At 62.1% G+C, this 24,939-nt stretch carries 20 protein-coding genes; 16 read left to right on the forward strand and 4 right to left on the reverse strand.

Translation table 11 applies throughout. The annotated features are described in order from the left end of the window. Positions 1-74 precede the first annotated feature (74 nt). Positions 75-1,466: a sensor histidine kinase gene (locus RB216_RS11660; RefSeq protein WP_028615849.1), complete on the reverse strand. Its 1,392-nt coding sequence runs from the start codon at positions 1,464-1,466 to the stop codon at positions 75-77. After that, entirely contained in the window at positions 1,444-2,127 is a 684-nt protein-coding gene (locus RB216_RS11665; RefSeq protein ID WP_010211030.1) for a response regulator transcription factor, read from the reverse strand. Before RB216_RS11665 ends, RB216_RS11660 begins: the two co-directional genes overlap by 23 nt. 315 nt (positions 2,128-2,442) lie before the next feature. On the opposite strand from RB216_RS11665, the gene RB216_RS11670 reads away from it, so the two are divergent. Beyond that, complete coding sequence (locus RB216_RS11670) at positions 2,443-3,348, forward strand: hypothetical protein (protein WP_123476703.1); 906 nt, start codon at positions 2,443-2,445, stop codon at positions 3,346-3,348. Between the two features lie 98 nt (positions 3,349-3,446). Here RB216_RS11670 and RB216_RS11675 read toward each other — a convergent pair whose 3' ends face one another. Then, entirely contained in the window at positions 3,447-4,658 is a 1,212-nt protein-coding gene (locus RB216_RS11675; protein WP_028615851.1) for a multidrug effflux MFS transporter, read from the reverse strand. 92 nt (positions 4,659-4,750) lie between these two features. Between RB216_RS11675 and pdxR the strand changes: the two genes are divergently transcribed. From pdxR to RB216_RS11700, 5 genes are all read left to right on the forward strand, one after another. Further along, complete coding sequence (gene pdxR / locus RB216_RS11680; protein WP_308908723.1) at positions 4,751-6,172, forward strand: MocR-like pyridoxine biosynthesis transcription factor PdxR; 1,422 nt, start codon at positions 4,751-4,753, stop codon at positions 6,170-6,172. A gap of 26 nt (positions 6,173-6,198) precedes the next feature. Further along, positions 6,199-6,537, forward strand: a complete 339-nt coding sequence (locus tag RB216_RS11685; RefSeq protein WP_028615853.1) for a hypothetical protein — start codon at positions 6,199-6,201, stop codon at positions 6,535-6,537. Positions 6,538-6,633: 96 nt separating this feature from the next. Further along, complete coding sequence (locus RB216_RS11690; protein ID WP_308908724.1) at positions 6,634-7,863, forward strand: TolC family protein; 1,230 nt, start codon at positions 6,634-6,636, stop codon at positions 7,861-7,863. Then, entirely contained in the window at positions 7,856-9,034 is a 1,179-nt protein-coding gene (locus tag RB216_RS11695) for an efflux RND transporter periplasmic adaptor subunit (protein WP_308908725.1), read from the forward strand. Before RB216_RS11690 ends, RB216_RS11695 begins: the two co-directional genes overlap by 8 nt. Next, positions 9,031-12,189, forward strand: a complete 3,159-nt coding sequence (locus RB216_RS11700) for an efflux RND transporter permease subunit (protein ID WP_308908726.1) — start codon at positions 9,031-9,033, stop codon at positions 12,187-12,189. The genes RB216_RS11695 and RB216_RS11700 overlap by 4 nt, the downstream gene beginning before the upstream one ends. On the opposite strand, the gene RB216_RS11705 is transcribed toward RB216_RS11700, so the two are convergent. Next, on the reverse strand, positions 12,119-13,027 hold the full coding sequence (locus RB216_RS11705; protein ID WP_028615857.1) for a MurR/RpiR family transcriptional regulator: 909 nt from the start codon (positions 13,025-13,027) through the stop codon (positions 12,119-12,121). The two genes, RB216_RS11700 and RB216_RS11705, sit on opposite strands and share 71 nt — an antisense overlap. A gap of 284 nt (positions 13,028-13,311) precedes the next feature. Between RB216_RS11705 and RB216_RS11710 the strand changes: the two genes are divergently transcribed. The 10 genes from RB216_RS11710 (at position 13,312) to RB216_RS11755 (ending at position 24,932) form a co-directional block, all read left to right on the forward strand. Then, entirely contained in the window at positions 13,312-15,249 is a 1,938-nt protein-coding gene (locus RB216_RS11710) for a bifunctional 5-dehydro-2-deoxygluconokinase/5-dehydro-2-deoxyphosphogluconate aldolase (RefSeq protein WP_068934197.1), read from the forward strand. A 104-nt stretch (positions 15,250-15,353) separates the two neighbouring features. Continuing rightward, positions 15,354-16,241 (forward strand): myo-inosose-2 dehydratase, encoded by an 888-nt coding sequence (iolE, locus tag RB216_RS11715; RefSeq protein WP_236318714.1) that lies wholly within the window; start codon positions 15,354-15,356, stop codon positions 16,239-16,241. 3 nt (positions 16,242-16,244) lie between these two features. Beyond that, positions 16,245-17,033 (forward strand): 5-deoxy-glucuronate isomerase, encoded by a 789-nt coding sequence (iolB, locus tag RB216_RS11720; protein WP_068934195.1) that lies wholly within the window; start codon positions 16,245-16,247, stop codon positions 17,031-17,033. Positions 17,034-17,062: 29 nt separating this feature from the next. Continuing rightward, positions 17,063-17,878 (forward strand): TIM barrel protein, encoded by an 816-nt coding sequence (locus RB216_RS11725; protein WP_308908727.1) that lies wholly within the window; start codon positions 17,063-17,065, stop codon positions 17,876-17,878. Positions 17,879-17,888: 10 nt separating this feature from the next. Then, positions 17,889-19,820, forward strand: coding sequence for a 3D-(3,5/4)-trihydroxycyclohexane-1,2-dione acylhydrolase (decyclizing) (gene iolD, locus RB216_RS11730; protein WP_308908728.1), 1,932 nt, complete (start codon positions 17,889-17,891; stop codon positions 19,818-19,820). Between the two features lie 19 nt (positions 19,821-19,839). Then, positions 19,840-20,850: a bifunctional inositol 2-dehydrogenase/D-chiro-inositol 1-dehydrogenase gene (gene iolG, locus RB216_RS11735; RefSeq protein WP_236318712.1), complete on the forward strand. Its 1,011-nt coding sequence runs from the start codon at positions 19,840-19,842 to the stop codon at positions 20,848-20,850. Positions 20,851-21,003: 153 nt separating this feature from the next. After that, positions 21,004-22,032 (forward strand): Gfo/Idh/MocA family protein, encoded by a 1,029-nt coding sequence (locus RB216_RS11740; RefSeq protein ID WP_236318711.1) that lies wholly within the window; start codon positions 21,004-21,006, stop codon positions 22,030-22,032. Positions 22,033-22,159: 127 nt separating this feature from the next. After that, complete coding sequence (locus RB216_RS11745; protein WP_163002101.1) at positions 22,160-22,336, forward strand: hypothetical protein; 177 nt, start codon at positions 22,160-22,162, stop codon at positions 22,334-22,336. 48 nt (positions 22,337-22,384) lie between these two features. Beyond that, positions 22,385-23,314: a sugar ABC transporter substrate-binding protein gene (locus tag RB216_RS11750; protein WP_028615865.1), complete on the forward strand. Its 930-nt coding sequence runs from the start codon at positions 22,385-22,387 to the stop codon at positions 23,312-23,314. A gap of 64 nt (positions 23,315-23,378) precedes the next feature. Then, complete coding sequence (locus tag RB216_RS11755) at positions 23,379-24,932, forward strand: sugar ABC transporter ATP-binding protein (RefSeq protein WP_028615866.1); 1,554 nt, start codon at positions 23,379-23,381, stop codon at positions 24,930-24,932. The last annotated feature ends 7 nt before the right edge of the window (positions 24,933-24,939 follow it).

Below are 24,939 nucleotides of genomic sequence, written 5' to 3' on the forward strand. Positions count from 1 at the left end.
CTACGCACGCCAGCGCGAGCAAGCTCGCTCACCACAGCAAGCCCGCTCCCCGAAGTAAATCTCAACAGCGCAAGCTATTCGGGCATGAGCTGCTGGCGGCATTCCAGGACTAATCTGGCACCGCCTTGTTCACTGGTACCCACTTCCAACTTGAACCCATGCAAGTTGATGATCGCCGCCACAATCGACAAGCCCAACCCGAACCCGCCTTGCTGGTCGCTTTCATCCACGCGATAGAAGCGCTGGAACACTGCGTCACGCTCCGCCGCGGGTATGCCGGGGCCGGAGTCGTGCACTTCAATGCGCGTGCTGCCGGCATCATTGACCCCGCGCAAGATCACTTCGCCGCCCGGTGGGGAGAACTTGATCGAGTTGCTCAACAGGTTGGCCAGGGCCTCGAACAGCAGCGCGCGGTCGCCGGTGATCCATGGCAGGGATTCCGGGGTTTCGAGGCGCAGTTGCAGTTCGCCTTCTTCGGCCAGCGGCAGGTAGAAGTCGTGCAACTCACGCAACAGCGGCAGCGGGTCCATGACCAAAAAGCCTGAGCGACGCTGGTGGTCTTCCAGTTCGGAGATACGCAACAGCCCGCGAAAGCGCGCCATCAGCGTATCGGTTTCGGCAATTGCGTCATCCAGTTTCACCGCGTAGTCCGACTCCGCCTCGGCCTCCTGCTTGATCCGGTACAACTGCGCGCGCAAGCGTGTCAGCGGGGTGCGCAGGTCGTGGGCGATGTTGTCGCACACGCCCTTGACCTCGTTCATCAGCTTCTCGATGCGATCCAGCATGGCGTTGACGATGGCCGCGAGCATGTCCAGTTCGTCACGTCGGTTCGACAGCGGCAGGCGGTGGGTCAAGTCGCCGGCAACGATGGCTTCGGCGCTGGCCTGGATCCCGCGAATCCGCCGCAACGGGCGTCGACGCAGTAAGTGCCAGCCGGCAACACCGGGGATAATCGTCAAGGAAAGCGCCCACAGCAGGGCATGCCAGATGATCCGGGTCACGCCAAACAGCGAACCGTTGGCGCGCACCAGCACCAGCCAGCGGCCGTCTTCGGTGTGGGTGGCGACAGCGTCGCAGCTGTCCTTGGGCAACTTGGGGTCGTCGGAGTCGACGCAATTGACCAGGGCGTGGATCTTGCCGTCCAGCGGCAGGTCCGGCGGCACCGCGCGGATCGGCCCACTGAGCGGGCGGAACTGCTCATCGAACAGGCCGTAGGCGTCCACGCCCTTCATGTCGAAGGTCATGCTGGTGGTCAGGGCTTCCACCAGTTCCTCGCCGTCGAAGCGCTGGAACAGGTGCTGGCGCTGCATCAGCGAATGGCGCGACAGGTCGCCCAGGTAACCCGACACCTCGTAATACAGCACCCCCATGAGGATGCAGCTCCAGGCCACGAACAACGAACTGTACAGCGCCAGCAAGCGGCTGCTGGAAGAGCGCCAGCCTTTAGAGGGGTTCAGCAATGACATAACCGGAACCTCGTACCGTGCGGATCAGCGGCGTGAGGCCTGGTGGGTCGATCTTCTTGCGCAGACGGCCGATGTGCACGTCGATCAGGTTAGTGCCGGGGTCGAAGTGATAGCCCCAGACTTCTTCGAAGATCATCATCCGCGACAGGATCTGCCCGGTGTTGCGCATCAGGAATTCCAGCAACTTGTATTCGGTGGGCAGCAGGCTTAGGGGCTGATCGGCGCGACTGGCTTCGCGGCTGATCAGGTTCAGCTCCAGGTCGGCCACGCGCAGGGCGGTTTCGAACTCCTGAACCGTGCTTTTGCGCCGCAGCAGCACTTCGACGCGGGCGGCCATTTCATCCGAGGCGAACGGCTTGGTGAGGTAGTCATCCCCGCCGGCACGCAGGCCGCGCACACGCTCATCCACATCGGAGAGGGCGCTGATCATTAGGATCGGCGTCGACACACCAATCGTGCGCAGCGTGGTGACGATGGCCAGGCCATCGAGCTCCGGCAACATGCGGTCGAGGGTGATCAGGTCGTAATCGCCACTGACGGCGCGGACCAGGCCTTCACGGCCGTTGTCTACCCAATCTACATCCAGTCCATGGCTACTCAGCTCGGCGACGATCTCGCGGGCCGTTACGGCGTCATCCTCGATGGTCAAAATACGGGTCATAGGATTACCTTTCACACTGGAAGACCGCAATCGCCGGCAAGCCGGCTCCTACAGAAGTGCGGGCATTTTGCCAAGAAATGGCTGAACGCTTCCTAAATAAAACTTCATGTTGGCAAAACCGCCACATTGATCTTCGGGAATGCATAAAGCCCGCCTGCCACTGCCGTTTCTTGCAACTTGCATGGTTCTAGGAAGTTCAAGTTATTTAACCTGTTGAAATATATAGATATTTATTTTTGTGGCGACTGGCATGGTGCCTGCACTGTCCCTTTTGAGACTTGTAACACTATTTTTCTGCCTTGGAGCACAACAACAATGATCACATCCTCATCCACGCTGCAAGAGTCGAGCGCGCTCTCCGGGGTTTCCTGGGGGGCGATTTTTGCTGGGGCGGCCGCTGCGGCCGCATTGTCACTGATCCTGGTGCTGCTAGGTTTCGGCCTGGGCTTTTCGGCGGTATCGCCGTGGGCTGACAGTGGTATCAGTGCCAAAGGGCTTGGCATTTCCACGATTGTCTGGCTGGCGTTTACCCAGATCGTCGCGTCCGGGCTGGGCGGTTATATCGCCGGCCGGTTGCGGGTGAAGTGGGCGAATATGCATGGCGATGAGGTGTACTTTCGCGACACCGCCCATGGTTTCCTGGCCTGGGCTGTGGCCACGCTGATTACTGCGGTATTGGTGGTCGGTTCGGTAAGCAGTGTCGTCAGCGGCGGCGTGAAAGCCGGTGCCAGCGTTGCAGCTGGCGCGGCCAGCGGCATCACCCAAGCCGCTGGCAGTGCTGCCAAGGGTGTCAACGGTGGTGACTTCGACTATTACGTCGACAGCCTGTTCCGCGATGATCGCCCGGCCGCCGTCAGCGATGACGCCGCCCATGGTGTGGTTGCTCGCATCTTCACCCGCACCCTGAGCAACGACGGTCAACTGGCCCCTGAAGACCGTGCCTACCTGGCGCAGTTGATCAGCCAGCGCACCAACCTCAGCCAGGCGGATGCCGAAGCGCGTATCGACAAAGTCTACGGCGACGCCCGCAAAGCGTTGGAAGACGCCAAGCTCAAAGCCAAACAAGCTGCTGATACCGCCGCCAAGGTCGCTGCCTACACGTCGCTGTGGACCTTTGTTGCCCTGTTGATCGGCGCGTTCTTCGCCAGCTTCGCAGCCACCTTTGGCGGTCGCCGTCGCGATGCCGTGGTGTATGTCGAAACCGAACACTTCGTACGTTAATTCAAGGAGAACATCATGCGCTCATTACTGCTTTGGTTCCTCGGTGTGCCTATTCCGGTGATCATCCTGATCGCGATCTTCATGCACTGATTGTTGCGTTACCCAAGCCGCGCCTGAGCAACAGGCGCGGCTTTTTGCTGCAAGGCCAGCCAGCTTGTCACCAGCAACACACTGGCCAGTGCCGTCATCATCACCAACGGTGCCGACGTCCCATCGGACAACAGCCCGGTCGCCCAACTGCTCACAGCCGTCAGGAACATCTGGGTAAAAAAGAACAGCCCGGATGCCGTTCCCGCGATTGCACCATAGGGCTGCAGCACCGAGAGCTGACAGGCCGGAATCACCATCCCCACCGACACCATGATCAGCACCATCGGCAGCACGATCGCCAGCCATTCCCCCGGCAGCGCGACGCTCGCCAGCGCGAGAATCCCACTGCCCAGCACGTTCATTGCTATGCCGACGACGATCAAACGGTCTGCCTCGAAGCGCCGCACCAGCCGACGAAACAGGTTCGCGCCCAGCATGTAGCCGCTGATGGTTGCTGCGAACACCAGTGCGTAAGCAGTCGCGGACAGATGAAACCCCCGTTGCAGCAACGCCGATGACTCGCTGATAAACGGAAAATAGGTGCTGTACACGCAACCGATCGCCACGGAGTAACGCAGGAAGTAACGGTCACGCAGCAGTTGGCCGTAAATGCGCAGCAGCCCACGCGGCGGGGCGGCGGCGACTTCCGGTGGGCGGGTTTCAGGCAGACGGCGATACACCACCAGGCACAGCACAGCTCCGATTACGCCCAGCAGCACGAACAGTCCGCGCCAGTGGATGAACGGCAGCATCAGGCTACCCAGTACCGGCGCGGCCATGGGCGAAATTGCCATGGCCATGGAGATCAGCCCAAGCAGGCGTGCTTGCTCGTTGCGGTCGAAGTAATCGCGCACGATCACACGGCCGATCACGGTGGTGCAACAGCCACCCAAAGCCTGGAACAGTCGGGCGATGATCAACACGGCGATGTTGTCCGCCAGGGCACAAGCTGCCGTGGCGAGGACATACAGAAACAACCCGGCCAGCAACACCGGACGACGACCAAAGCGGTCGGTGAGCGGACCACTGACCAGAAGCGAAATCGCCGAGCCGAGGGCGTACAGCGTCAGGGTCAGTTGCAACTGGCTGTCGCTGGTCTGGAAGTAATCGGCCATGGCGGGCAGGGCCGGCAGGTGCATGTCCAAGGTCACGCGTGGCAAGGCGATGAGCACGGTCAGCAGCACCAGCCAGAACCCGGTGGAGAGGGCGCGTTGAGTCATGGGACGTCTCGATGCAAAGAGTAGAGTCCTGACTCTAGCTGCATTGTGGTTTAATCATTAGGACCACTTGTGCCATGTTCGATAGGACCACTATGAGCCGAGGAAAAACCGCATCCGCCCTCGACCTGCCGCGCCCCGATACGCTGGACGCGGGCAAGCAGCAGGGCGCCTACGAAGCCTTGCGCGGTGCGATCCTGAACCGCCAACTGCCGGCAGGCAGCCGCTTGCCTTCCACGCGGAGCCTGGCCGAACGCTGGCGGGTCTCCCGTGGCACGCTGGAAGCCGTGTTCGACCGTCTGCACAGCGAAGGCTACGTGCAGCGGGTCGCCGGGTCCGGCACGCGGGTGTGCGCGGTGATTCCCGAGCAGTTCATCGCCGCGCCGTTGGCCAAGGACATACCCCGTCGGCCTGTGGAGTCTGATCTGCCGGACAGTGGTGTGCAGAGCCATGTGCCCTTTGTCGCACGGCGCCCGGATGCCAGCCTGTTCGATCTGAAGAGCTGGGCCCGCTGTATCACCCGTGGGCTGTTGTCAGTCGGGCCGGGCGTGTTGGAAGCGTCACACCCGGCCGGCCTGCCCGAGTTGCGCGCACAGATCGCCGACTATCTGCGCAGCTATCGCGGCCTGCATTGCGAAGCCGATGAGGTGATTGTCACCACCGGCATCCGCCACGCCCTGGACCTGATCGCGCGCAGCGTGCTCAAGGCCGGCGATAGGGCCTGTGTCGAGGATCCCGGCTACCTGCCGGCACGGCGCCTATTCACGCTGGCAGGCGCCAATGTGCAGGGCATCCCCGTCACCGCCGAGGGCCTCGATACTGCGCAACTTCCCGAGACAGCCCGCTTGGCCTACGTCATCCCGGCGCACCAGGCGCCGCTGGGCATGACGCTGTCGGTGTCCCGTCGCCTGGCGCTGCTGGACTGGGCAGCCCGCGCCGACGCCTGGGTGGTCGAAGACGATTACGACAGCGAGTACAACTACAACACCGCGCCACTGGCCGCGCTCAAGTCCCTGGATTCGGCCGACCGCGTGATCTACTGCGGCAGTTTCAACAAGAACCTGTTCCCCGGTTTGCGCGTGGGCTTCATGGTGGTGCCCAAGGCGTTGCGTCGCGGGCTGTTGCGCACCTTGCAACTCACCGGGCATTCGGTGGGGGCCACTGATCAATTGGGGTTGGTCGAGTTCTTGCGCAGTGGCGCCTTCGTGCGTCACTTGCGTGCCTCGCGCCAGGCGTACCAGGCCCGTCGTGATGCGTTGCTGGAATGCCTGGACGGGCGCTGCGCGGTCAGTGGCCAGCAGGCAGGGTTGCATTTTGTGTTGTGGTTGCCGGCCGGTGTCGAAGAGGGCGATTTCTGCAACCATGCCGCCGAAGCCGGGTTGACGCTGCAGCCTCTGGGCAAGTTCTGTCACGGCGTGAGCTTGCCGCCGGCGGTGATCATCGGCTACACCGCGTTGACCCTGGCCCAGATCCGCTATCACGGCCGAGTTCTCACGCAATTGTTAATAGCGGCTTAACCCGCGCTTGGCTAGACTCGCGCCCCATGAGCCGCCTCTTGCGTTTAGTCCTGGTCCTGCTGTTGAGCCTCACGCTTCCCCTGACCGGGATGGCGGGTGTGCCGTCGAGCACCGAACCCTGCCCGATGAAGATGTCGGACATGCAGGTGATGACCGACATGAACCCTGACTGCTGCCAGGATGGCGTCGATCACGGCAAGGCCTGCAAACCCGGCCAGGAATGCAAGACTGGCGGCTTGCTGCAACTCTCCTTGCCGGTGCTCAAGGCGCCGTTGACCCTGACGCATCCGCTGCTCGTCAGCGCCTCTTCGGATTTCATTCCAGACCGCACGCCGTCCGGCGTCTGGCGCCCACCCCGTGCCTGACTCCTGTTGCACCTCAAGACGCATCCCCTGACCGGGATGGCTTTGCTGTGGGCCGCGTAATGCGGCGCGCAGCGCAACGGAACAGGAATTTTCAACATGAATCCCTTCTACTTGCGCGCCCTGGTGGTGGGCGTGCTGGCGTGGCCGGCGTGGGCGAGTGCGCTGACCCTGGACGACGCCCTGCGCCTGGCGCAGAACAACGCACCGTCGCTCGCTGCTGAGTCGGCCAAGCTGCAAGCCGCGACCCAGGCGGCGATCCCGGCGGGCGAACTGCCAGATCCGAAGCTGGTGGTTGGCCTGCAGAACTTCCCCATCGGTGGGCCCAATCGCGGCACGTTGTATGGCGATGACATGACTGAACAAATGATCGGTATCCAACAGCAGGTGCCCAGCCGCGACAAGCGCAAGGCGCGTATCGAGCTGGCCGATGCCACGGTGGAGCGCACCGTGGCCGAAGGTCGGATCGAGCGCCTGAACGTGCGCCAGGCCACGGCCCAAGCCTGGATCCGTGCCTATGCGGTGGAACGCAAGGAGGCCTTGTTCAAGGACTTCTACCAGCAGAACCGCCTGCTGCAAGACAGCGTGCGTGCGCAATTGGCCGGTGGTCGCGGCCAGCCCTCGGATGCGGTGATACCACGACAGGAAGCCGCCGAACTGGCCGGACGCGAAGATGAACTGGTCCAGCAACGCGCCCAGGCCCGTGCGGCGCTCAAGCGCTGGATCGGCCCAGCCGCCAATGAAGCACCCAGCGGCCAGTTGCCCAACTGGCCCATCGACGGGCGTTACAACCTGCATCAACACCCTGAATTGCAAGCTTTTGCGCCGCGCACCCGCGAGGCCCAAGCGCGGTTGCGCGAAGCCAAGGCGCAAAAGACTTCGGACTGGAGTTGGGAAGTGGACTACCAGCACCGTGGCCGTGAATACGGCGATATGATCAGCCTGCAATTGAGTTTCGACCTGCCGATCTTCCCCGGCCGTCGGCAAAACCCCGGGATCGCCGCCAAGCAAGCCGAGCTGGATCAGCTGGATGCCGAGCGCGAAGCGGTCACCCGCGAACACACCCAGCAACGGGATGATGACCTCGCGCAATACCAGCGTCTGGACCGCGCCGTGCAGCGCAGCCAAGACAGCCTGGTGCCCCTGGCCGAAGAGAAGGTCGCGCTTAGCTTGGCCGGTTATCGCGCTGGCAAGGGTGACTTGCTCAACCTGGTCGGCGCCCGACGTGAGCTGGTCGAAGCGCGTTTCAAACAGATCGATGCCCTCGAGCAACGTGCCCTGGTTGGCGCGCAGCTGTATTTCGCCTACGGAGAAGCCTCCCATGATTAATCGACTCCTCGCGGTGGCGTTGTTGGGCGGTGGCCTGGGCGCCGGTTACTGGCTTGCGCAGGCACCGGCTCCGGTCGCGGCCATGGCCGACAACAAACCGGCGCTGTACTGGTATGACCCGATGTACCCGCAGCAGAAATTCAACAAACCCGGCAAGTCGCCTTTCATGGACATGCAATTGGTGCCGCGTTATGCCGAAGGCGCTGCAGGCAGCGCCGCTGTGCAGATCGACCCCCGTGTGGCGCAGAACCTCGGTGTGCGCCTGGCAACGGTAACCCGTGGCGTGTTGGCGTCCACGCTGGAGCTGTCTGGCATCCTCGCCTTTAACGAGCGTGACGTCGCCGTGGTACAGGCGCGGGCCAGTGGTTTTGTCGAGCGGGTGTATGACCGCGCGCCGGGCGACGTGCTCAAGGCCGGTGCGCCTCTGGCTGACCTGTTGATACCCGAATGGGCGGCGGCCCAGGAAGAGTTCCTGGCCTTGCGCCGTAGCGCGGATGCGCGTCTGTTGGCGGCTGCGCGCCAGCGTTTGCGCCTTAGCGGTATGCCCGCCGGGTTGATCGCGCAGATGGAGCGAAGCGGCCGTGTGCAATCGGTATTGACCGTCGCCAGCCCCATCGGCGGCGTGGTGCAAACCCTCGACGTGCGCGAAGGCATGACGATGGCGGCGGGGCAGAGCCTGGCGCGCATCAATGGCCTGGATCGCCTGTGGTTGCAGGTTGCTGTGCCGCAAGCTCAAGGTGCTGCGCTGGCTGTGGGGCAAGCGGTGGAAAGCCGCTTTGTCGGGCTGCCGGGGCAAACCGTCAAGGGCACCGTCAGTGCTATTTTGCCGACGATCGCCGGCGACAGCCGTACCGTGCAGGTTCGCGTTGAACTGCCCAATGCCGATGGCACCTTGCGCCCCGGCATGACGGCCCAAGTGCGTTTGGCGCAATCTTCCGCGCAATCCGTGCTGCAGGTGCCCAGCGAAGCGTTGATCCGTACCGGTAAACGCACGTTGGTGATGCTGGCCGAGGAGGGCGGGCATTACCGCCCGGTGGACGTCGAGGTCGGCGCTGAAAGCCAGGAGATGACGGTGATCCGCAGCGGTTTGCAGGAAGGCCAGCAGGTGGTCGCGTCCGGTCAATTCCTGCTGGATTCTGAAGCCAGTTTGCGCGGGATTATCCAACCATGATCGCCTTATTGATTCGTTGGTCAGTCGCCAACCGTTTTCTGGTAGTGCTCGCGACGTTGTTTGTCACGGCTTGGGGCATCTGGGCGGTGCAAAACACGCCGGTCGATGCACTGCCGGACCTCTCCGATGTGCAGGTGATCATCCGCACGCCGTATCCCGGCCAGGCGCCGCAGATCGTGGAAAACCAGGTCACCTACCCGATGACCACCACCATGCTTTCGGTGCCGGGCGCCAAGACCGTGCGCGGGTTTTCCTTTTTCGGCGACAGCTACGTCTATGTGCTGTTCGACGAAGGCACCGACCTGTATTGGGCGCGTTCGCGGGTGCTGGAATACCTCAGCCAGTTGCAGGCGCGCTTGCCCGTATCGGCCAAGCCAGCGCTGGGTCCGGACGCCACTGGCGTCGGCTGGATCTACCAGTACGCACTGGTAGACCGCAGCGGCCAGCATGACCTGGCGCAGTTGCGCGCCTTGCAGGACTGGTTCCTCAAGTTCGAACTCAAGACCCTGCCCAATGTGGCCGAAGTCGCGACCATCGGTGGCCAGGTCAAGCAGTACCAGGTGCAGCTCGATCCGCTGGCCCTGGCCAATCGCGGCATTACCCAGGCACAGGTGGTGGAGGCCATCGGCAAAGCCAATCAGGAAACCGGCGGCTCGGTGCTGAACATGGGTGAGTCCGAGTACATGGTGCGGGCGTCCGGCTACCTCAAGTCGCTGCAGGATTTTCGCGGGATTCCCTTGCGGCTGGACGCGAACAATGTGCCCGTTACGCTTGGCGACGTGGCAACCATTCAGTTGGGCCCGGACCTGCGTCGGGGCGTCAGCGAGCTGGACGGCGAAGGCGAGGCGGTGGGCGGTGTACTGATCCTGCGCAGTGGCAAGAATGCCCGTGAAGCCATCGCTGCGGTCAAGGCCAAGCTGGAACAACTGAAAAGCAGCCTGCCGCCCGGCGTGGAGATCGTCACCACCTACGACCGCAGCAAACTCATCGACCGCGCCGTGGACAACCTCAGCCACAAGCTGCTGGAAGAGTTCGTGGTGGTGGCGCTGGTCTGCGGGATTTTCCTGTGGCACCTGCGCTCATCCCTGGTGGCGATCATCTCGCTGCCGGTGGGGGTGTTGATCGCGTTTATCGTCATGCGCTTCCAGGGCATCAACGCCAACATCATGTCCCTGGGCGGCATCGCGATTGCCATCGGCGCGATGGTCGACGCGGCGGTGGTGATGATCGAAAACGCCCACAAGAAACTCGAAGTCTGGCACCACGCCAATCCGGGTCGTGAGCTCAAGGGCGAAGACCATTGGCAGGTGATGACCGACGCGGCGGTAGAGGTCGGCCCGGCGCTGTTTTTCTGCCTGTTGATCATCACCTTGTCGTTCATTCCGGTGTTCACCTTGCAGGCCCAGGAAGGTCGCTTGTTCGGCCCGCTGGCCTACACCAAGACCTACGCCATGGCGGCCGCCGCCGGTTTGTCGGTGACCTTGATCCCGGTGCTGATGGGCTACTGGATTCGCGGGCGCATTCCGGATGAGCAGCGTAACCCGCTCAATCGCGGCCTTATCAAGCTCTACCAGCCTGCACTGGAGGCGGTGCTGCGTCGGCCGCGCCTGACCCTGGTGGTAGCGTTGCTGGTGGTCGCCAGTGCGGTGTGGCCGATCTCGAAACTGGGCGGTGAATTTTTGCCGCCGCTGGACGAAGGGGACTTGCTGTACATGCCCTCGGCACTGCCGGGGCTGTCGACGCAAACGGCGGGTGAGTTGTTGCAACGCACCGACCGGCTGATCAAGACCGTACCCGAAGTCGCACACGTGTTCGGCAAGGCCGGTCGCGCCGAAACAGCCACTGACCCGGCCCCGCTGGAAATGTTCGAGACCACTATCGAGTTCAAGCCCCGTGACCAATGGCGCCCCGGTATGACCCCGGACAAACTGGTGAAGGAGCTCGACCGCGTGGTGCAGGTGCCGGGCCTGACCAACATCTGGATCCCGCCGATCCGCAACCGCATCGACATGCTTGCCACCGGCGTAAAAAGCCCGGTCGGCGTGAAGGTGGCCGGTACCAGCCTGATGCAGATCGACGCAGTGACCCAGGCGGTGGAAAAAGTCGCCAAGGGTGTGCCGGGCGTCAGTTCAGCCTTGGCCGAACGCTTGACCGGCGGGCGTTACATCGACGTGGATATCGACCGGGCAGCGGCCGCGCAATACGGACTGAACATCGCCGATGTGCAGTCGATTGTGTCGGGTGCCATCGGCGGGGAAACCATTGGCGAAACCGTGGAAGGCCTGGCGCGCTTCCCGATCAGCCTGCGCTATCAAAAGGAATGGCGCGACTCGGTGACGGCCTTGGCAGACTTGCCGATCTACACGCCGTCAGGCAGTCAAATCACCCTGGGCACGGTGGCCAAGGTCAAGGTGAGCGACGGCCCGCCGATGCTCAAGAGCGAAAACGCACGACCTTCCGGCTGGGTCTACATCGACGTGCGCGACCGCGACCTGGCATCGGTGGTGAAGGATCTGCGCGCGGCAATCAACCAGCAGGTGCAGCTCCAACCGGGCATGAGCCTCAGCTATTCGGGGCAGTTCGAATTCCTGGAACGGGCCAATCAACGCCTGAAACTAGTGGTGCCGGCGACTTTGCTGATCATCTTCGTGCTGCTGTACCTGACCTTCCGCCGGGCGGACGAAGCGCTGCTGATCCTGGCGACTTTGCCGTTCGCACTGACGGGCGGGGTGTGGTTGCTTTACGGGCTGGGTTTCAACTTGTCGGTGGCGACGGGCGTGGGGTTTATCGCGCTGGCCGGTGTGTCGGCGGAGTTCGGCGTGATCATGCTGCTGTACCTGAAAAACGCCTGGGCTGATCGCAAGGATGGGGATCTGCTGGCCGCCATCACCGAAGGCGCGGTGCTGCGGGTACGGCCCAAGGCGATGACGGTGGCGGTGATCATCGCCGGCCTGCTGCCGATCCTGCTGGACGGCGGCACCGGCAGCGAAGTGATGAGCCGCATCGCCGCGCCGATGATCGGCGGGATGCTCACGGCGCCGTTGTTGTCGCTGTTTGTGATTCCGGCGGCCTATCGGTTGATGCTCAGTCGTCGAAGCCGACCTGCTCATGAATCTCATCCACCTTCAACTCCAACCGGTACGCCACCGCAATAAACAACGCCTGGCACAGGCACAGGGTGGCGCTCAACGAGCGGAAGGCAAACGACGAGCCTTCATTCACCAACAGCACGGCGTTCGCCCGCTTGGCCAGGGGCGACAGGTTGCTGTCGGTGATGATCAGGGTCTTGGCCTGGTGGTGCTGGGCGATGCGCAGACAGTGCTGGGTCTCTTTGCCGTAGGGCGTAAAGCTGATCGCAATCACCAGGTCATTGGCGCGCACGCTGCGCATCTGCTCGCGGTAGCTGCCGCCCAGGCCTGAAATCAGATGGATGCGCTTGTTGGTGTGCTGCAGGTTGTAGACCAGGTAATCGGCCACCGCAAAAGAGCGGCGCACGCCGACTACGTAGATATTGTCGGCATTCACCACCAGGTCCACGGCTTTGTCGAACGCGACATCATCCAGCTCCAGCCCCAGACGCTCGATGCCGGACAAGGTCGCGTTGACGCATTCGCGCGCCAAGTCGCCGCCGCTGGCCTTCTGCGACTTGTTGGCGATCATGCTGCGGATGCGTTGCTGGTAGTTCTGCACCGGCGTGGTCTTGTGGGTGTAGGCCTCGCGGAACAACGCCTGCATCTCACTGAAGCCACTGAACCCGAAGCGTTGCGAGAAGCGCACGATGGCCGACGGGTGCACCTCGCACTCGCGGGCGATGTCGCTGATGCGGTCGACCATGATCCGGTCGCTCTGCTGGCTCATGTAGCTGGCGATGCGCTTGAGCTGGCGCGGCAGGCTCTCGTATTCGTCGGTGATCAGCTGCAACAGGCGCTCGGCATTGATCGGAGGGCTGGCGAGAGTGTCTTCCAGGGTGGTCTCGGGATCGGTGCGGGACATGGGCAATCCTTCTGGCGTTGTTGTCTGTTGCGCTGATGGGTGGCGCAAGTCTACAGGGTAGGCGCAAAAAAATACCCCGGCATCACGGCCGGCGTGGCCTGCTGAAACGATGCACTGTAGTGGGACTGGCTCTGTACAAGCTTAATGGAAAAAATATTCCAATGAAAAAATATCTGGAATAAATATTGATTGGCGTCGCCGGACGTTCTAGTCTGCTCCCACCAAGAGCGTTTGCCGTCGCCACGTCGGCACAACGCAGGCTGATAAAAATAACAGGAGCCAGCATGGGCCAGACTCGTTTTGCCAGTGGGCGTCAATTGGATCTGATTTGCCTCGGGCGCCTGGGCGTCGACCTTTATGCACAGCAAGTGGGTGCGCGGCTTGAGGACGTGTCCAGCTTCGCCAAGTACCTCGGCGGGTCCTCCGCCAACATCGCCTTCGGCACCGCCAGGCTGGGGCTCAAGTCGGCGATGTTGAGCCGGGTCGGCGACGACCACATGGGGCGCTTCCTGGTGGAGTCCCTGGCCCGCGAAGGCTGTGACGTCAGCGGCATCAAGGTCGACCCGGAACGCCTCACCGCCCTGGTGTTGCTCGGCCTCAAGGACCGCGAAACCTTCCCCCTGGTGTTCTACCGCGAAAACTGCGCCGACATGGCCCTGCGCGCCGAAGACATCAGCGAAGCCTTTATTGCCTCCAGCAAGGCGCTGCTGATCACCGGCACGCATTTCTCCACCGACGGCGTGTACAAGGCCAGCATCCAGGCCCTGGACTACGCGGCCAAGCACAACGTCAAGCGTGTGCTGGATATCGACTACCGCCCGGTGCTGTGGGGCCTGGCGGGCAAGGCCGATGGCGAAACCCGGTTTGTCGCCGACCAGAATGTCAGCCAGCACGTGCAGACCATCCTGCCGCGCTTCGATTTGATCGTCGGCACCGAAGAAGAATTCCTCATCGCGGGCGGCAGTGAAGACTTGCTCACCGCGTTGCGTAAGGTGCGCGAACTGACCCCGGCGACCCTGGTGGTCAAGCTTGGTCCGCAGGGTTGCACGGTGATCCATGGCGCTATTCCAGCGCGGCTGGAAGACGGTGCCATCTACCCCGGTGTGCGGGTTGAAGTGCTCAACGTATTGGGCGCCGGCGATGCGTTCATGTCGGGTTTCCTCAGCGGCTGGATCAACGACGCGAGTGACGAGCGTTGCAGCCAGTTGGCCAACGCCTGTGGCGGCCTGGTCGTCTCACGCCACGCTTGCGCTCCGGCCATGCCGACGCCGGCGGAGCTGGAATACCTGTTCAACAGCCCGGTGCCGATTACCCGCCCGGACCAGGACGTGACCCTGCAACGTCTGCACCGCGTGACGGTGCCGCGCAAGGCCTGGAAGCAATTGTTCGTGTTTGCCTTCGATCACCGCTGGCAACTGGTGGACCTGGCGCAAAAGGGCGGCCAGGACCCGGCGCGCATCAGTGATGCCAAGCAACTGTTTATCCAGGCCATCGAACGCGTCGAGAAAAAACTCGCCGAGCAAGGGGTGGAAGCCGACGTCGGCCTGCTTGCCGACCAACGCTTCGGCCAGGACGCGCTCAACGCCGCCAGTGGTCGTGGCTGGTGGATCGCGCGCCCGGTGGAAGTGCAGAACTCACGGCCACTGGCCTTCGAACATGGCCGTTCAGTGGGCAGCAACCTGATCGCCTGGCCCCAAGAACAGATCATCAAGTGCCTGGTGCAATTCCACCCGGATGACGAGCCGATGCTGCGCCTTGAGCAGGAGGCACAACTCAAGGCGGTATATGAGGCGTCGATTGTCAGCGGCCATGAACTGCTGCTGGAAGTCATCCCGCCCAAGGATCATCCGTCCACCTACCCGGATGTGCTCTACCGCAGCCTCAAGCGCCTGTACAACCTGGGTATCTACCCGGCGTGGTGGAAGATCGAGGCGCAATCGGCCGAAGACTGGAAAAAGCTCGACGAACTGATCGAGGAGCGCGATCCGTACTGCCGTGGCGTGGTGTTGTTGGGCCTGAATGCCTCGGCGGAATTTCTCGCCGACGGCTTCCAGCAGGCCAGCCAGAGCACCACCTGCCGTGGCTTTGCCGTGGGCCGCACGATCTTCCAGGAACCGAGCCGCGCGTGGATGGCGGGGGAGATCGATGACGAGACCTTGATCCAGCAGGTGCAGGCCACCTTCGAACAGCTCATTAACGCCTGGCGCAGTGCTCGAACCTAAGCACAGCTCCAGATAGGGAATGCAATCAAATGTGGGAGCGAGCAAGCCCGCTCCCACATAAAGCAGATCTCATGCAACTTTGAAAAACAATAAAAGGTGCAGCCATGCCCGCAATCCGAATTGGCATCAACCCGATCTCCTGGAGCAACGACGACCTGCCGGCCCTGGGCGGTGAAACGCCCTTGAGCACCGCCCTGAGCGAAGGCAAGGAAATCGGCTACGAAGGTTTTGAACTCAACGGCAAGTTCCCCAAGGACGCCAAGGGCGTCGGCGACGTATTGCGCCCTTATGATTTGGCGCTGGTTTCCGGCTGGTACTCCAGCCGCCTGGCCCGGCGCTCGGTGGCTGAGGAGATCGAGGCCATCGCCGGGCATGTCGAGTTGCTCAAGCAGAACGGCGCCAAGGTCTTGGTCTACGGCGAGGTGGCCGATTCAATCCAGGGCTCGCGCATTCGCCTGATCGAACGTCCGCGTTTCCACAGCGAACAGGCCTGGCAGGACTACGCCGACAAGCTCACTGAACTGGCGCGCTTCACCCTGTCCCAGGGCGTGCGCCTGGCGTATCACCACCACATGGGCGCTTATGTCGAATCCCCGGAAGACATCGACCAACTGATGCGCCGCACCGGCCCTGAAGTCGGCCTGCTGTTTGACTCGGGTCACTGCTACATGGGCGGCGGCGAACCTCTCGAGGTGCTGCGCAAACACATTGAGCGCATTTGCCACGTGCACTTCAAAGACGTGCGCAAACCGGTGGTGCAACTGGCGCGTAACCAGATGTGGAGTTTTCCCGACTGCATCGTCAACGGCACCTTCACCGTGCCCGGCGATGGCGATATCAATTTCGCGCAATTGCTCGACGTGCTGCTGGCTGCCCACTACGAGGGTTGGCTGGTGGTGGAAGCCGAGCAGGATCCGGCAGTAGCCCCCAGCTATATCTACGCGAAGAAAGGCTATGACACTTTGCGCGCGCTTCTCAACGAGAGGACTTGAGTGATGAGCTTGTTGGTCAAAAGCAGCAAACGCGGCCAGACCATGGTCGCCCTGGAAGCCGGGCGCCTGGAGTACGTGGGTTTTTCCGCCTACCGCCTGAGCCTGGGGGAAACCCTGCCGGTCAGCGCCGGTGATAAAGAACTGTGCCTGGTTCTGCTCAGTGGCCGGGTGAACATCGAAGGTGAAGGCTTCAACTGGCAGAACCTGGGTGATCGCCAATCGGTGTTTGAAGACAAATCGCCGTTCGCCGCCTACCTGCCGCCGGGCACCGATGCCCAGGTCACGGCGTTGAGCGACGTGCAGATTGCCGTGTGCGCGGCGCCTGGCACCGAGGGCTACGAGCCACGCCTGATCCGCCCCGAAAACTGCAAGCGCAGCGTACGTGGCAAGGGCGCCAACACCCGGTACGTGTGCGACATCCTGCCCGACAGCGAGCCGGCCCATTCGCTGCTGGTGGTGGAAGTGCGCACGCCGTCCGGGCATTCGTCGAGCTACCCCCCACACAAGCACGACACCGACGACCTGCCGCACCAGAGCTTCCTGGAAGAAACCTACTACCACCAGATCAACCCGCCCCAGGGCTTCGTGTTCCAGCGCGTCTACACCGACGACCGCAGCATCGACCAGGCCATGGCCGTGGAAAACAGCGACCTGGTGGTGGTGCCCAAGGGTTATCACCCAGTCAGCGTGCCCTATGGCTACGAATCCTATTATCTGAACGTAATGGCCGGCCCCAAGCGTGCCTGGCATTTCCACAACGACCCGCAGCACAGCTGGCTGCTGGACCTTTAATCAGCGGTTTGGACGGAGAACAACAATAAATGAAGTCGCCTCTATGTTTCGCCCTTAACCGCATGGTCGCTCCCAACCTGTCCCTGCCGGATTTCATCCAGTTGGCCGCAACGCTCAAGTGCGATGCGATCGAGATTCGCAACGACCTGGCTGACAAGCAGATCGAATTCGGCACCCCGGCCAGCCGCGTGCGTGAACTGTGCGCGGTGCAGGGCATTACCGTGCTATCGATCAACGCGCTGTACCCTTTTGATGTGTGGAACGACGAGCGCCGGGCCCAGGCGATCACACTGGCGACCTACGCCCGTGAATGCGGCGCCCAGGGCCTGGTGATGTGCCCGCTCAATGAGCCGGGCGACACGCGCAATGAAGCCCAGCGTGCCGCCGGTTTGCGCACGGCCTTGAGCGAGTTGGCGCCGATCCTGCGCGACTACGGGATTCTCGGCTTTATCGAGCCCCTGGGTTTTGAAGAGTGTGCCCTGCGGCGCAAGCGCGTGGCGGTGGAGGCGATCAAGTCCATCGGCGGCCTGGATGTGTTCCGCCTGGTGCATGACACCTTCCATCATCACCTGGCCAGCGAACATGAGTTCTTCCCGGAGTTGACCGGGCTGGTGCATATCTCCGGCGTGGAAGATAGCGAGGCGCCGCTCAGTTCGATTCGCGACGGCCACCGCGTGCTGGTGGGCGAGGGCGACATCCTGGGTAACGCCGCACAGATCGACACCTTGCTCAGCACCGGCTACAGCGGCTACCTGTCATTCGAACCGTTTGCCGAGAGCGTGCATGCATTGGCGGATATCCAGCAGGCGTTGGGGGCAAGCATCGCCCACCTGCAGAAACGATAAGGGGCGCGAGATGACCACAACAAGACTGACCATGGCCCAGGCCCTGGTGAAGTTCCTGGACAACCAATACATCGAAGTCGATGGCGTGCAGAGCAAGTTCGTCGCCGGAGTGTTCACGATTTTCGGCCACGGCAATGTGCTGGGCCTGGGTCAGGCCCTGGAACAAGACGCCGGCGACCTGGTGGTGCACCAGGGCCGCAACGAGCAGGGCATGGCCCACGCTGCCATCGGTTTCGCCAAGCAGCATCTGCGCCGCAAGATCTACGCGTGTACGGCCTCCGTCGGCCCTGGCGCCGCCAATATGCTGACAGCCGCCGCGACCGCCACGGCCAACCGTATCCCGTTGTTGCTGTTGCCCGGCGATGTGTACGCCAGCCGCCAGCCTGACCCGGTGCTGCAACAGATCGAGCAGTTCCACGACTTGAGCATCAGCACCAACGATGCCTTCCGCTCGGTCAGCAAGTACTGGGACCGCATCAACCGCCCCGAGCAGTTGATGACCGCCGCCATCCACGCCATGCGCGTGCTTACCGACCCGGCCGAGACCGGCGCGGTGACCCTGGCATTGCCCCAGGACGTGCAGGCCGAGGCCTGGGATTATCCGGATTATTTCCTGCAGAAACGCGTGCATCGCATCGACCGTCGCCCGGCGACCGCCGCGATGATCAGTGATGCATTGGCGGCGTTCCGCGGCAAGCGCAAGCCGCTGATCATCTGCGGTGGTGGGGTGAAGTACTCCGGCGCCAATGCCGCGCTGCAAGCCTTTGCCGAACGGTTTGATATTCCCTTCGCGGAAACCCAGGCGGGCAAGAGCGCCGTGGTTTCCAACCATCCGCTGAACGTCGGCGGGATCGGTGAAACCGGCTGCCTGGCGGCGAATCTGCTGGCGCCCGAAGCGGACCTGATCATTGGGATCGGCACGCGCTACACCGACTTCACCACCTCGTCCAAATCGCTGTTCAAGCACGCAGACGTGAAGTTTCTTAACCTCAATATCAGCCCCTGCGACGCCTTGAAGCTGGATGGCGTGCAGGTGTTGGCCGACGCGCAGACCGCCTTGGAGGCACTGGCAGATGCCCTCGGCGATTACCGTTCCGGTTGGGGTGAGCAGATCAGCGAGGCCAAGGCGCAGTTGGAGGCCGAAGTGGACCGTGTGCATCAGGTCGAATATGCCGGCGACGGTTTTGTGCCTGAGGTCGACGACCACCTGGACCGCGCGGTGCTGCGTGAATTTATCGAGCTGACGGGCTCGTGCCTGACCCAAAGCCGCGTGCTGGGTGTATTGAATGAAACCCTGGCCGACGACGCCATCATCGTCGCCGCCGCCGGCAGCCTTCCCGGCGACCTGCAGCGAGCCTGGCGCAGCAAGGGCGTGAACACCTACCACGTCGAGTACGGCTATTCGTGCATGGGCTACGAGATCAACGCCGCCCTGGGCGTGAAACTCGCCGAACCGAGCAAAGAGGTCTACGCCCTGGTCGGCGACGGCTCCTACATGATGCTGCACTCGGAGCTGGCCACCTCGATCCAGGAGCGCCGCAAGATCAACGTGGTGCTGCTCGATAACATGGCCTTCGGCTGCATCAACAACCTGCAGATCGGCAATGGCATGGACAGCTTCGGCACCGAATTCCGCTACCGCAACCCCGAGAGCGGCAAGCTCGACGGTGGCCTGGTGCCGGTGGACTTTGCCATGAGCGCAGCGGCCTATGGCTGCAAGACCTACAAGGTCAGCAGCGTGGAACAGCTGCAAGCCGCGCTGGCCGATGCGCGTACGCAGACGGTGTCCACGCTGATCGATATCAAGGTGCTGCCCAAGACCATGATCCACGGCTACCTGTCGTGGTGGCGAGTGGGCGTGGCGCAGGTCTCCACCAGCGAACGCACGAATGCCGCCGCGAAAAAACTCAATGAACACCTGGCGAAGGCCCGGCAGTACTAATCACAAGAGGAGTGTTTGTATGTCTTTGAAGCTCGGTGTCATCGGTACAGGCGCTATCGGCCGGGACCATATCCGTCGTTGCAGCCAGACCTTGCTCAACAGCCAGGTGGTGGCGGTGACCGACATCAACCTGGAGCAGGCCGCCAAGGTGGTGGCTGACTTGAACATCAGCGCCGAGGTGTACGCCGACGGCCATGCGCTGATCAACTCCCCGGAAGTCGAAGCGGTACTCGTCACCTCCTGGGGCCCGAGCCACGAAGAGTTCGTGCTCGCCGCCATCGCCGCCGGCAAGCCGGTGTTCTGCGAGAAACCGCTGGCGGTCACCGCCGAAGGTTGCCGCAAGATTGTCGATGCCGAAGTGGCCTTCGGCAAACGCCTGGTGCAGGTCGGTTTCATGCGCCCCTACGACGAAGGCTATCGCGCCCTCAAAGCCGTGATCGATAGCGGCCAGATCGGCGAACCGCTGATGCTGCACTGCGCGCACCGCAACCCGACGGTGGGCGAGAACTACAAGACCGACATGGCGATTACCGACACCCTGATCCACGAGCTGGATGTGTTGCGCTGGCTGCTCAACGACGACTATGTGTCGGTGCAAGTGGTGTTCCCGCGCAAATCCAGCAAGGCGTTGGCCCATCTGCGCGACCCGCAGATCGTGCTGCTGGAAACCGCCAAGGGCACGCGCATCGATGTGGAAGTGTTTGTGAACTGCCAGTACGGCTATGACATCCAGTGCGAAGTGGTGGGGGAGACCGGCATCGCCAAGCTGCCGGAGCCGTCCCAGGTGCAACTGCGCAGTGAAGCGAAGCTGTCCAACGCGATCCTGATGGATTGGAAGGACCGGTTTATCGGCGCCTATGACGTGGAGTTGCAGGCGTTCATCGACAGCGTGCGCGCCGGCCAGGTCGGCGGGCCTTCGGCGTGGGATGGCTTTGCGGCGGCAGTGGCGGCGGATGCGTGCATCGAGGCGCAGAACAGTGAGCAGATTGTGAAGGTGAGCCTGCCGGATCGCCCGCGCTTCTACGGCTGATTCACTGGAGAAACCCGGTCAAAAACTGTGGGAGCTGGCTTGCCTGCGATGGCGGTTCATCAGTGTCAGATTCATTGCCTGACACACTGCTATCGCAGGCAAGCCAGCTCCCACAGTTGAATTGGGTTTCCAGTTTAAATTAGGAGTGTTTGTATGAGAATTGGACTGGTTGGCTACGGCCATGGAGGGCGCTTCTTCCATGCGCCGCTGATTGCAACGCTGCCCGGCGCTACGTTTGTTGGCGTCGTTACTCGCTCACCTGAACGCCGCCAGCAGTTGGCGACTGACCATCCCGGTCTCAAGGCTTTCGATTCCATCGGCCAGATCGTCGAGGCGGGTGTCGACGCCCTGGTCATCTCCACCACCCTCAAAGGCCGCCCGGCCCTGGTGCTGGAAGCCATCGAGCACGGCGTTACCGTGGTCAGCGACAAACCCTTCGCCGCCAACGCCGAACAGGCCCAAGCGCTGATCACCGCGGCCGAGCGCCAGGGCACGCTGCTCAGCGTGTACCAGAACCGGCGTTGGGATTCGGACTACCTCACCCTGCGCAAACTCATCGACGCCGGCGCCCTGGGCAAAATCAGCCGCTTTGAATCCCGCGTGGAACGCTACAGCCCGCAAGCCGTAGGTAACGCCAGCGGTGGTGGCTGGCTGCGCGACTTGGGCAGCCATTTGGTCGACCAGGCCTTGCAACTGTTCGGCCCGGTAGATCGAGTGTTCGCCCAGCTGCATTACACCGCCGAACACCCCACGGTGGATCACGGCTTCTTTGTCTCCCTGACTCATGCCAACGGCGTGATCTCCCATCTGTGGGGCAACGCCTTGCAAAACAGCCAGGCACCGCGTTTTCGCGTCAGTGGCAGCGCAGGCTGTTACACCGTCGAAGGCCTGGACGGTCAGGAAGAGGCGCTAATGGCCGGCAAGTCGCCGAAAACCGAAGGCGAGCACTGGGGGGCCGAAGAGCATCGACGCTGGGGCTGGTTCGAACAAGGTTCTGAGCGTGAGCGAGTACCCTCGGAGAAGGGCTGCTGGACGCAGTTCTATCGGCAGTTGCAACTGGCCGTGCAAGGGCAGGGACCGTTGCCAGTGGACGCCTATGACGCCTTGGAAACCACCCGTATATTGGACGCCGCACGCCTCAGCGCCGAGCGTCAGCAGGTGGTTTCAACAAAAATAGAATAAAATTCTAAAACAGGTTGATATGGAAATTATTTTCCAATAAAGTCTTTTCCAGGTTGCATAAAGTACGTTCGGGCTCGACCCGCGCGACTCAACAAAAACAAGATCAAAAACAACCAGGTACCGTCAGATGAAAATCTTCAACGCTGTACTGCGAGTTTTACGCCCCACTCTTGCGCCACGCGGTCTGCCCCGCGCCCGGCCGTTCTACTTCTCCTTCCTTAATGTGCTGTGCGTCGAAAACAAAGGCGCGCTGGTGTGCTGCATTCCAGGCGCACCGGTCGTCCGGCTGCCTGCCGAGCTCTGATAAACGCAACGTCCAAAAAACCAACAAGAAAGTGGAGACAGACCGTTCATGAAGACCCCGATCCGTTTTACCGCGCTGGCCCTGTCCATGCTGCTCGCCAGCGGTGTTGCCTCGGCTGCTGACCTCAAGATAGGCGTGAGCATGTCCGCCTTCGATGACACCTTCCTGACCTACCTGCGCGAAGACATGGACAAGCAAGCCAAGTCGTATCCCAAGGGGGATGGCGTGCAATTGCAGTTCGAAGACGCCCGTGCCGACGTGGTCAAGCAACTGAGCCAGGTCGAGAACTTTATCAGCCAGAAAGTCGACGCGATCATCGTCAACCCGGTGGACACCGCGTCGACGGCCAACATCATCAAGGCCGCCACCGCAGCGAAAATCCCGCTGGTGTTCGTCAACCGTCGTCCTGACAGCGCGACATTGGCCCCAGGCGTCGCGGCGGTGACGTCCGACGACGTCGAGGCCGGCAAGCTGCAGATGCAGTACATCGCCGAAAAGCTTGGCGGCAAAGGCAACATCGTGATCCTGCTGGGTGACCTGGCAAACAACTCCACCACCAACCGTACCAAGGGTGTGAAGGAAGTCCTGACTAAGTACCCAGGCATCAAGATCGAGCAGGAACAGACCGGTATCTGGCTGCGTGACAAGGGCATGACCCTGGTCAACGACTGGCTGACCCAGGGCCGCGAGTTCAACGCAGTGTTGGCCAACAACGATGAAATGGCCATCGGCGCGTCCATGGCCCTCAAATCGGCGGGCAAGAAGGGCGTGTTGATCGCCGGTGTCGATGGTACGCCGGATGGCCTGAACGCGATCACCAAGGGTGACATGACGGTGTCGGCCTTCCAGGATGCCAAGGGCCAGGCCGATAAGTCGGTGGAAACGGCGCGCAAGATGGCCAAGAACGAGCCTATCGAGCAGAACGTGGTGATCCCGTTCCAGCTGATCACCCCGGACAACGTCAAAGACTTCAAATAGCCCTGCATAACAACAATAAGCCGGCAGGGCGGTCTTGGCCGCCCTGCAGATGGAGTACCTCCCTATGCTCGCTCAAGCGACTGTCTCGCAGCCTCCCGGTCTTCAGCCCCAGCCGCTGGAAGAACCCTACCTGCTGGAAATCGTCAACATCAGCAAAGGCTTTCCCGGCGTCGTGGCCCTGGCCGACGTGCAACTACGGGTGCGCCCCGGCACCGTGCTGGCGCTGATGGGCGAGAACGGTGCGGGCAAGTCGACGCTGATGAAAATCATCGCCGGCATCTACCAGCCCGACGCCGGGGAAATCCGCCTGCGTGGCAAGCCGATCGTGTTTGAAACCCCCCTGGCGGCCCAGAAGGCCGGGATCGCGATGATCCACCAGGAACTCAACCTGATGCCGCACATGAGCATCGCCGAGAACATCTGGATCGGTCGTGAGCAGCTCAACAGCCTACACATGGTCAATCACCGCGAAATGCACCGCTGCACCGCCGAGTTGCTGGCGCGCCTGCGCATCAACCTGGACCCTGAGGAACATGTGGGCAACCTGAGCATCGCCGAGCGGCAGATGGTCGAGATTGCCAAGGCGGTGTCCTATGACTCCGACATCCTGATCATGGATGAGCCGACCTCGGCCATTACCGAGAAGGAAGTGGCCCACCTGTTTTCGATCATTGCCGACCTCAAGTCCCAGGGCAAAGGTATCGTCTACATCACCCATAAAATGAACGAAGTGTTTGCCATCGCCGATGAAGTGGCGGTATTCCGCGACGGCCACTACATCGGCCTGCAACGTGCCGACAGCATGAACAGCGACAGCCTGATCTCGATGATGGTCGGCCGTGAGCTGAGCCAGTTGTTCCCGGTGCGCGAGACGCCCATCGGCGACCTGTTGCTGACGGTGCGCGACCTGACACTGGATGGCGTGTTCAAGGACGTATCGTTCGATCTGCACGCCGGTGAAATTCTCGGTATCGCCGGGCTGATGGGCTCGGGCCGTACCAACGTGGCAGAAACCATTTTTGGCATCACGCCCAGCAGCAGCGGCGAGATCACCCTGGATGGCAAGGCGGTGCGCATCACCGACCCGCACATGGCCATCGAAAAGGGCTTCGCGCTGTTGACTGAGGATCGCAAGCTCAGTGGCCTGTTCCCGTGCCTGTCGGTCCTGGAAAACATGGAAATGGCCGTGCTGCCGCATTACTCCGGCAACGGCTTTATCCAGCAGAAAGCCCTGCGTGCGCTGTGTGAAGACATGTGCAAGAAGCTGCGAGTGAAAACCCCGTCGCTTGAGCAGTGTATCGACACCTTGTCCGGTGGTAATCAGCAGAAGGCCTTGTTGGCGCGCTGGCTGATGACTAACCCGCGGCTGCTGATCCTCGATGAACCCACCCGTGGCATCGACGTGGGCGCCAAGGCCGAGATCTACCGATTGATCTCATTCCTCGCCAGCGAAGGCATGGCCGTGATCATGATTTCCTCCGAATTGCCCGAAGTGCTGGGCATGAGTGATCGGGTCATGGTGATGCACGAAGGCGAATTGATGGGCACCCTGGACCGCAGCGAAGCGACCCAGGAAAAAGTCATGCAGTTGGCCTCCGGGATGACGGCAGTCCACTGACGTACAG

Origin of the sequence: Pseudomonas canadensis, assembly GCF_030980095.1 — a bacterium.
Classification (GTDB): domain Bacteria; phylum Pseudomonadota; class Gammaproteobacteria; order Pseudomonadales; family Pseudomonadaceae; genus Aquipseudomonas; species Aquipseudomonas canadensis.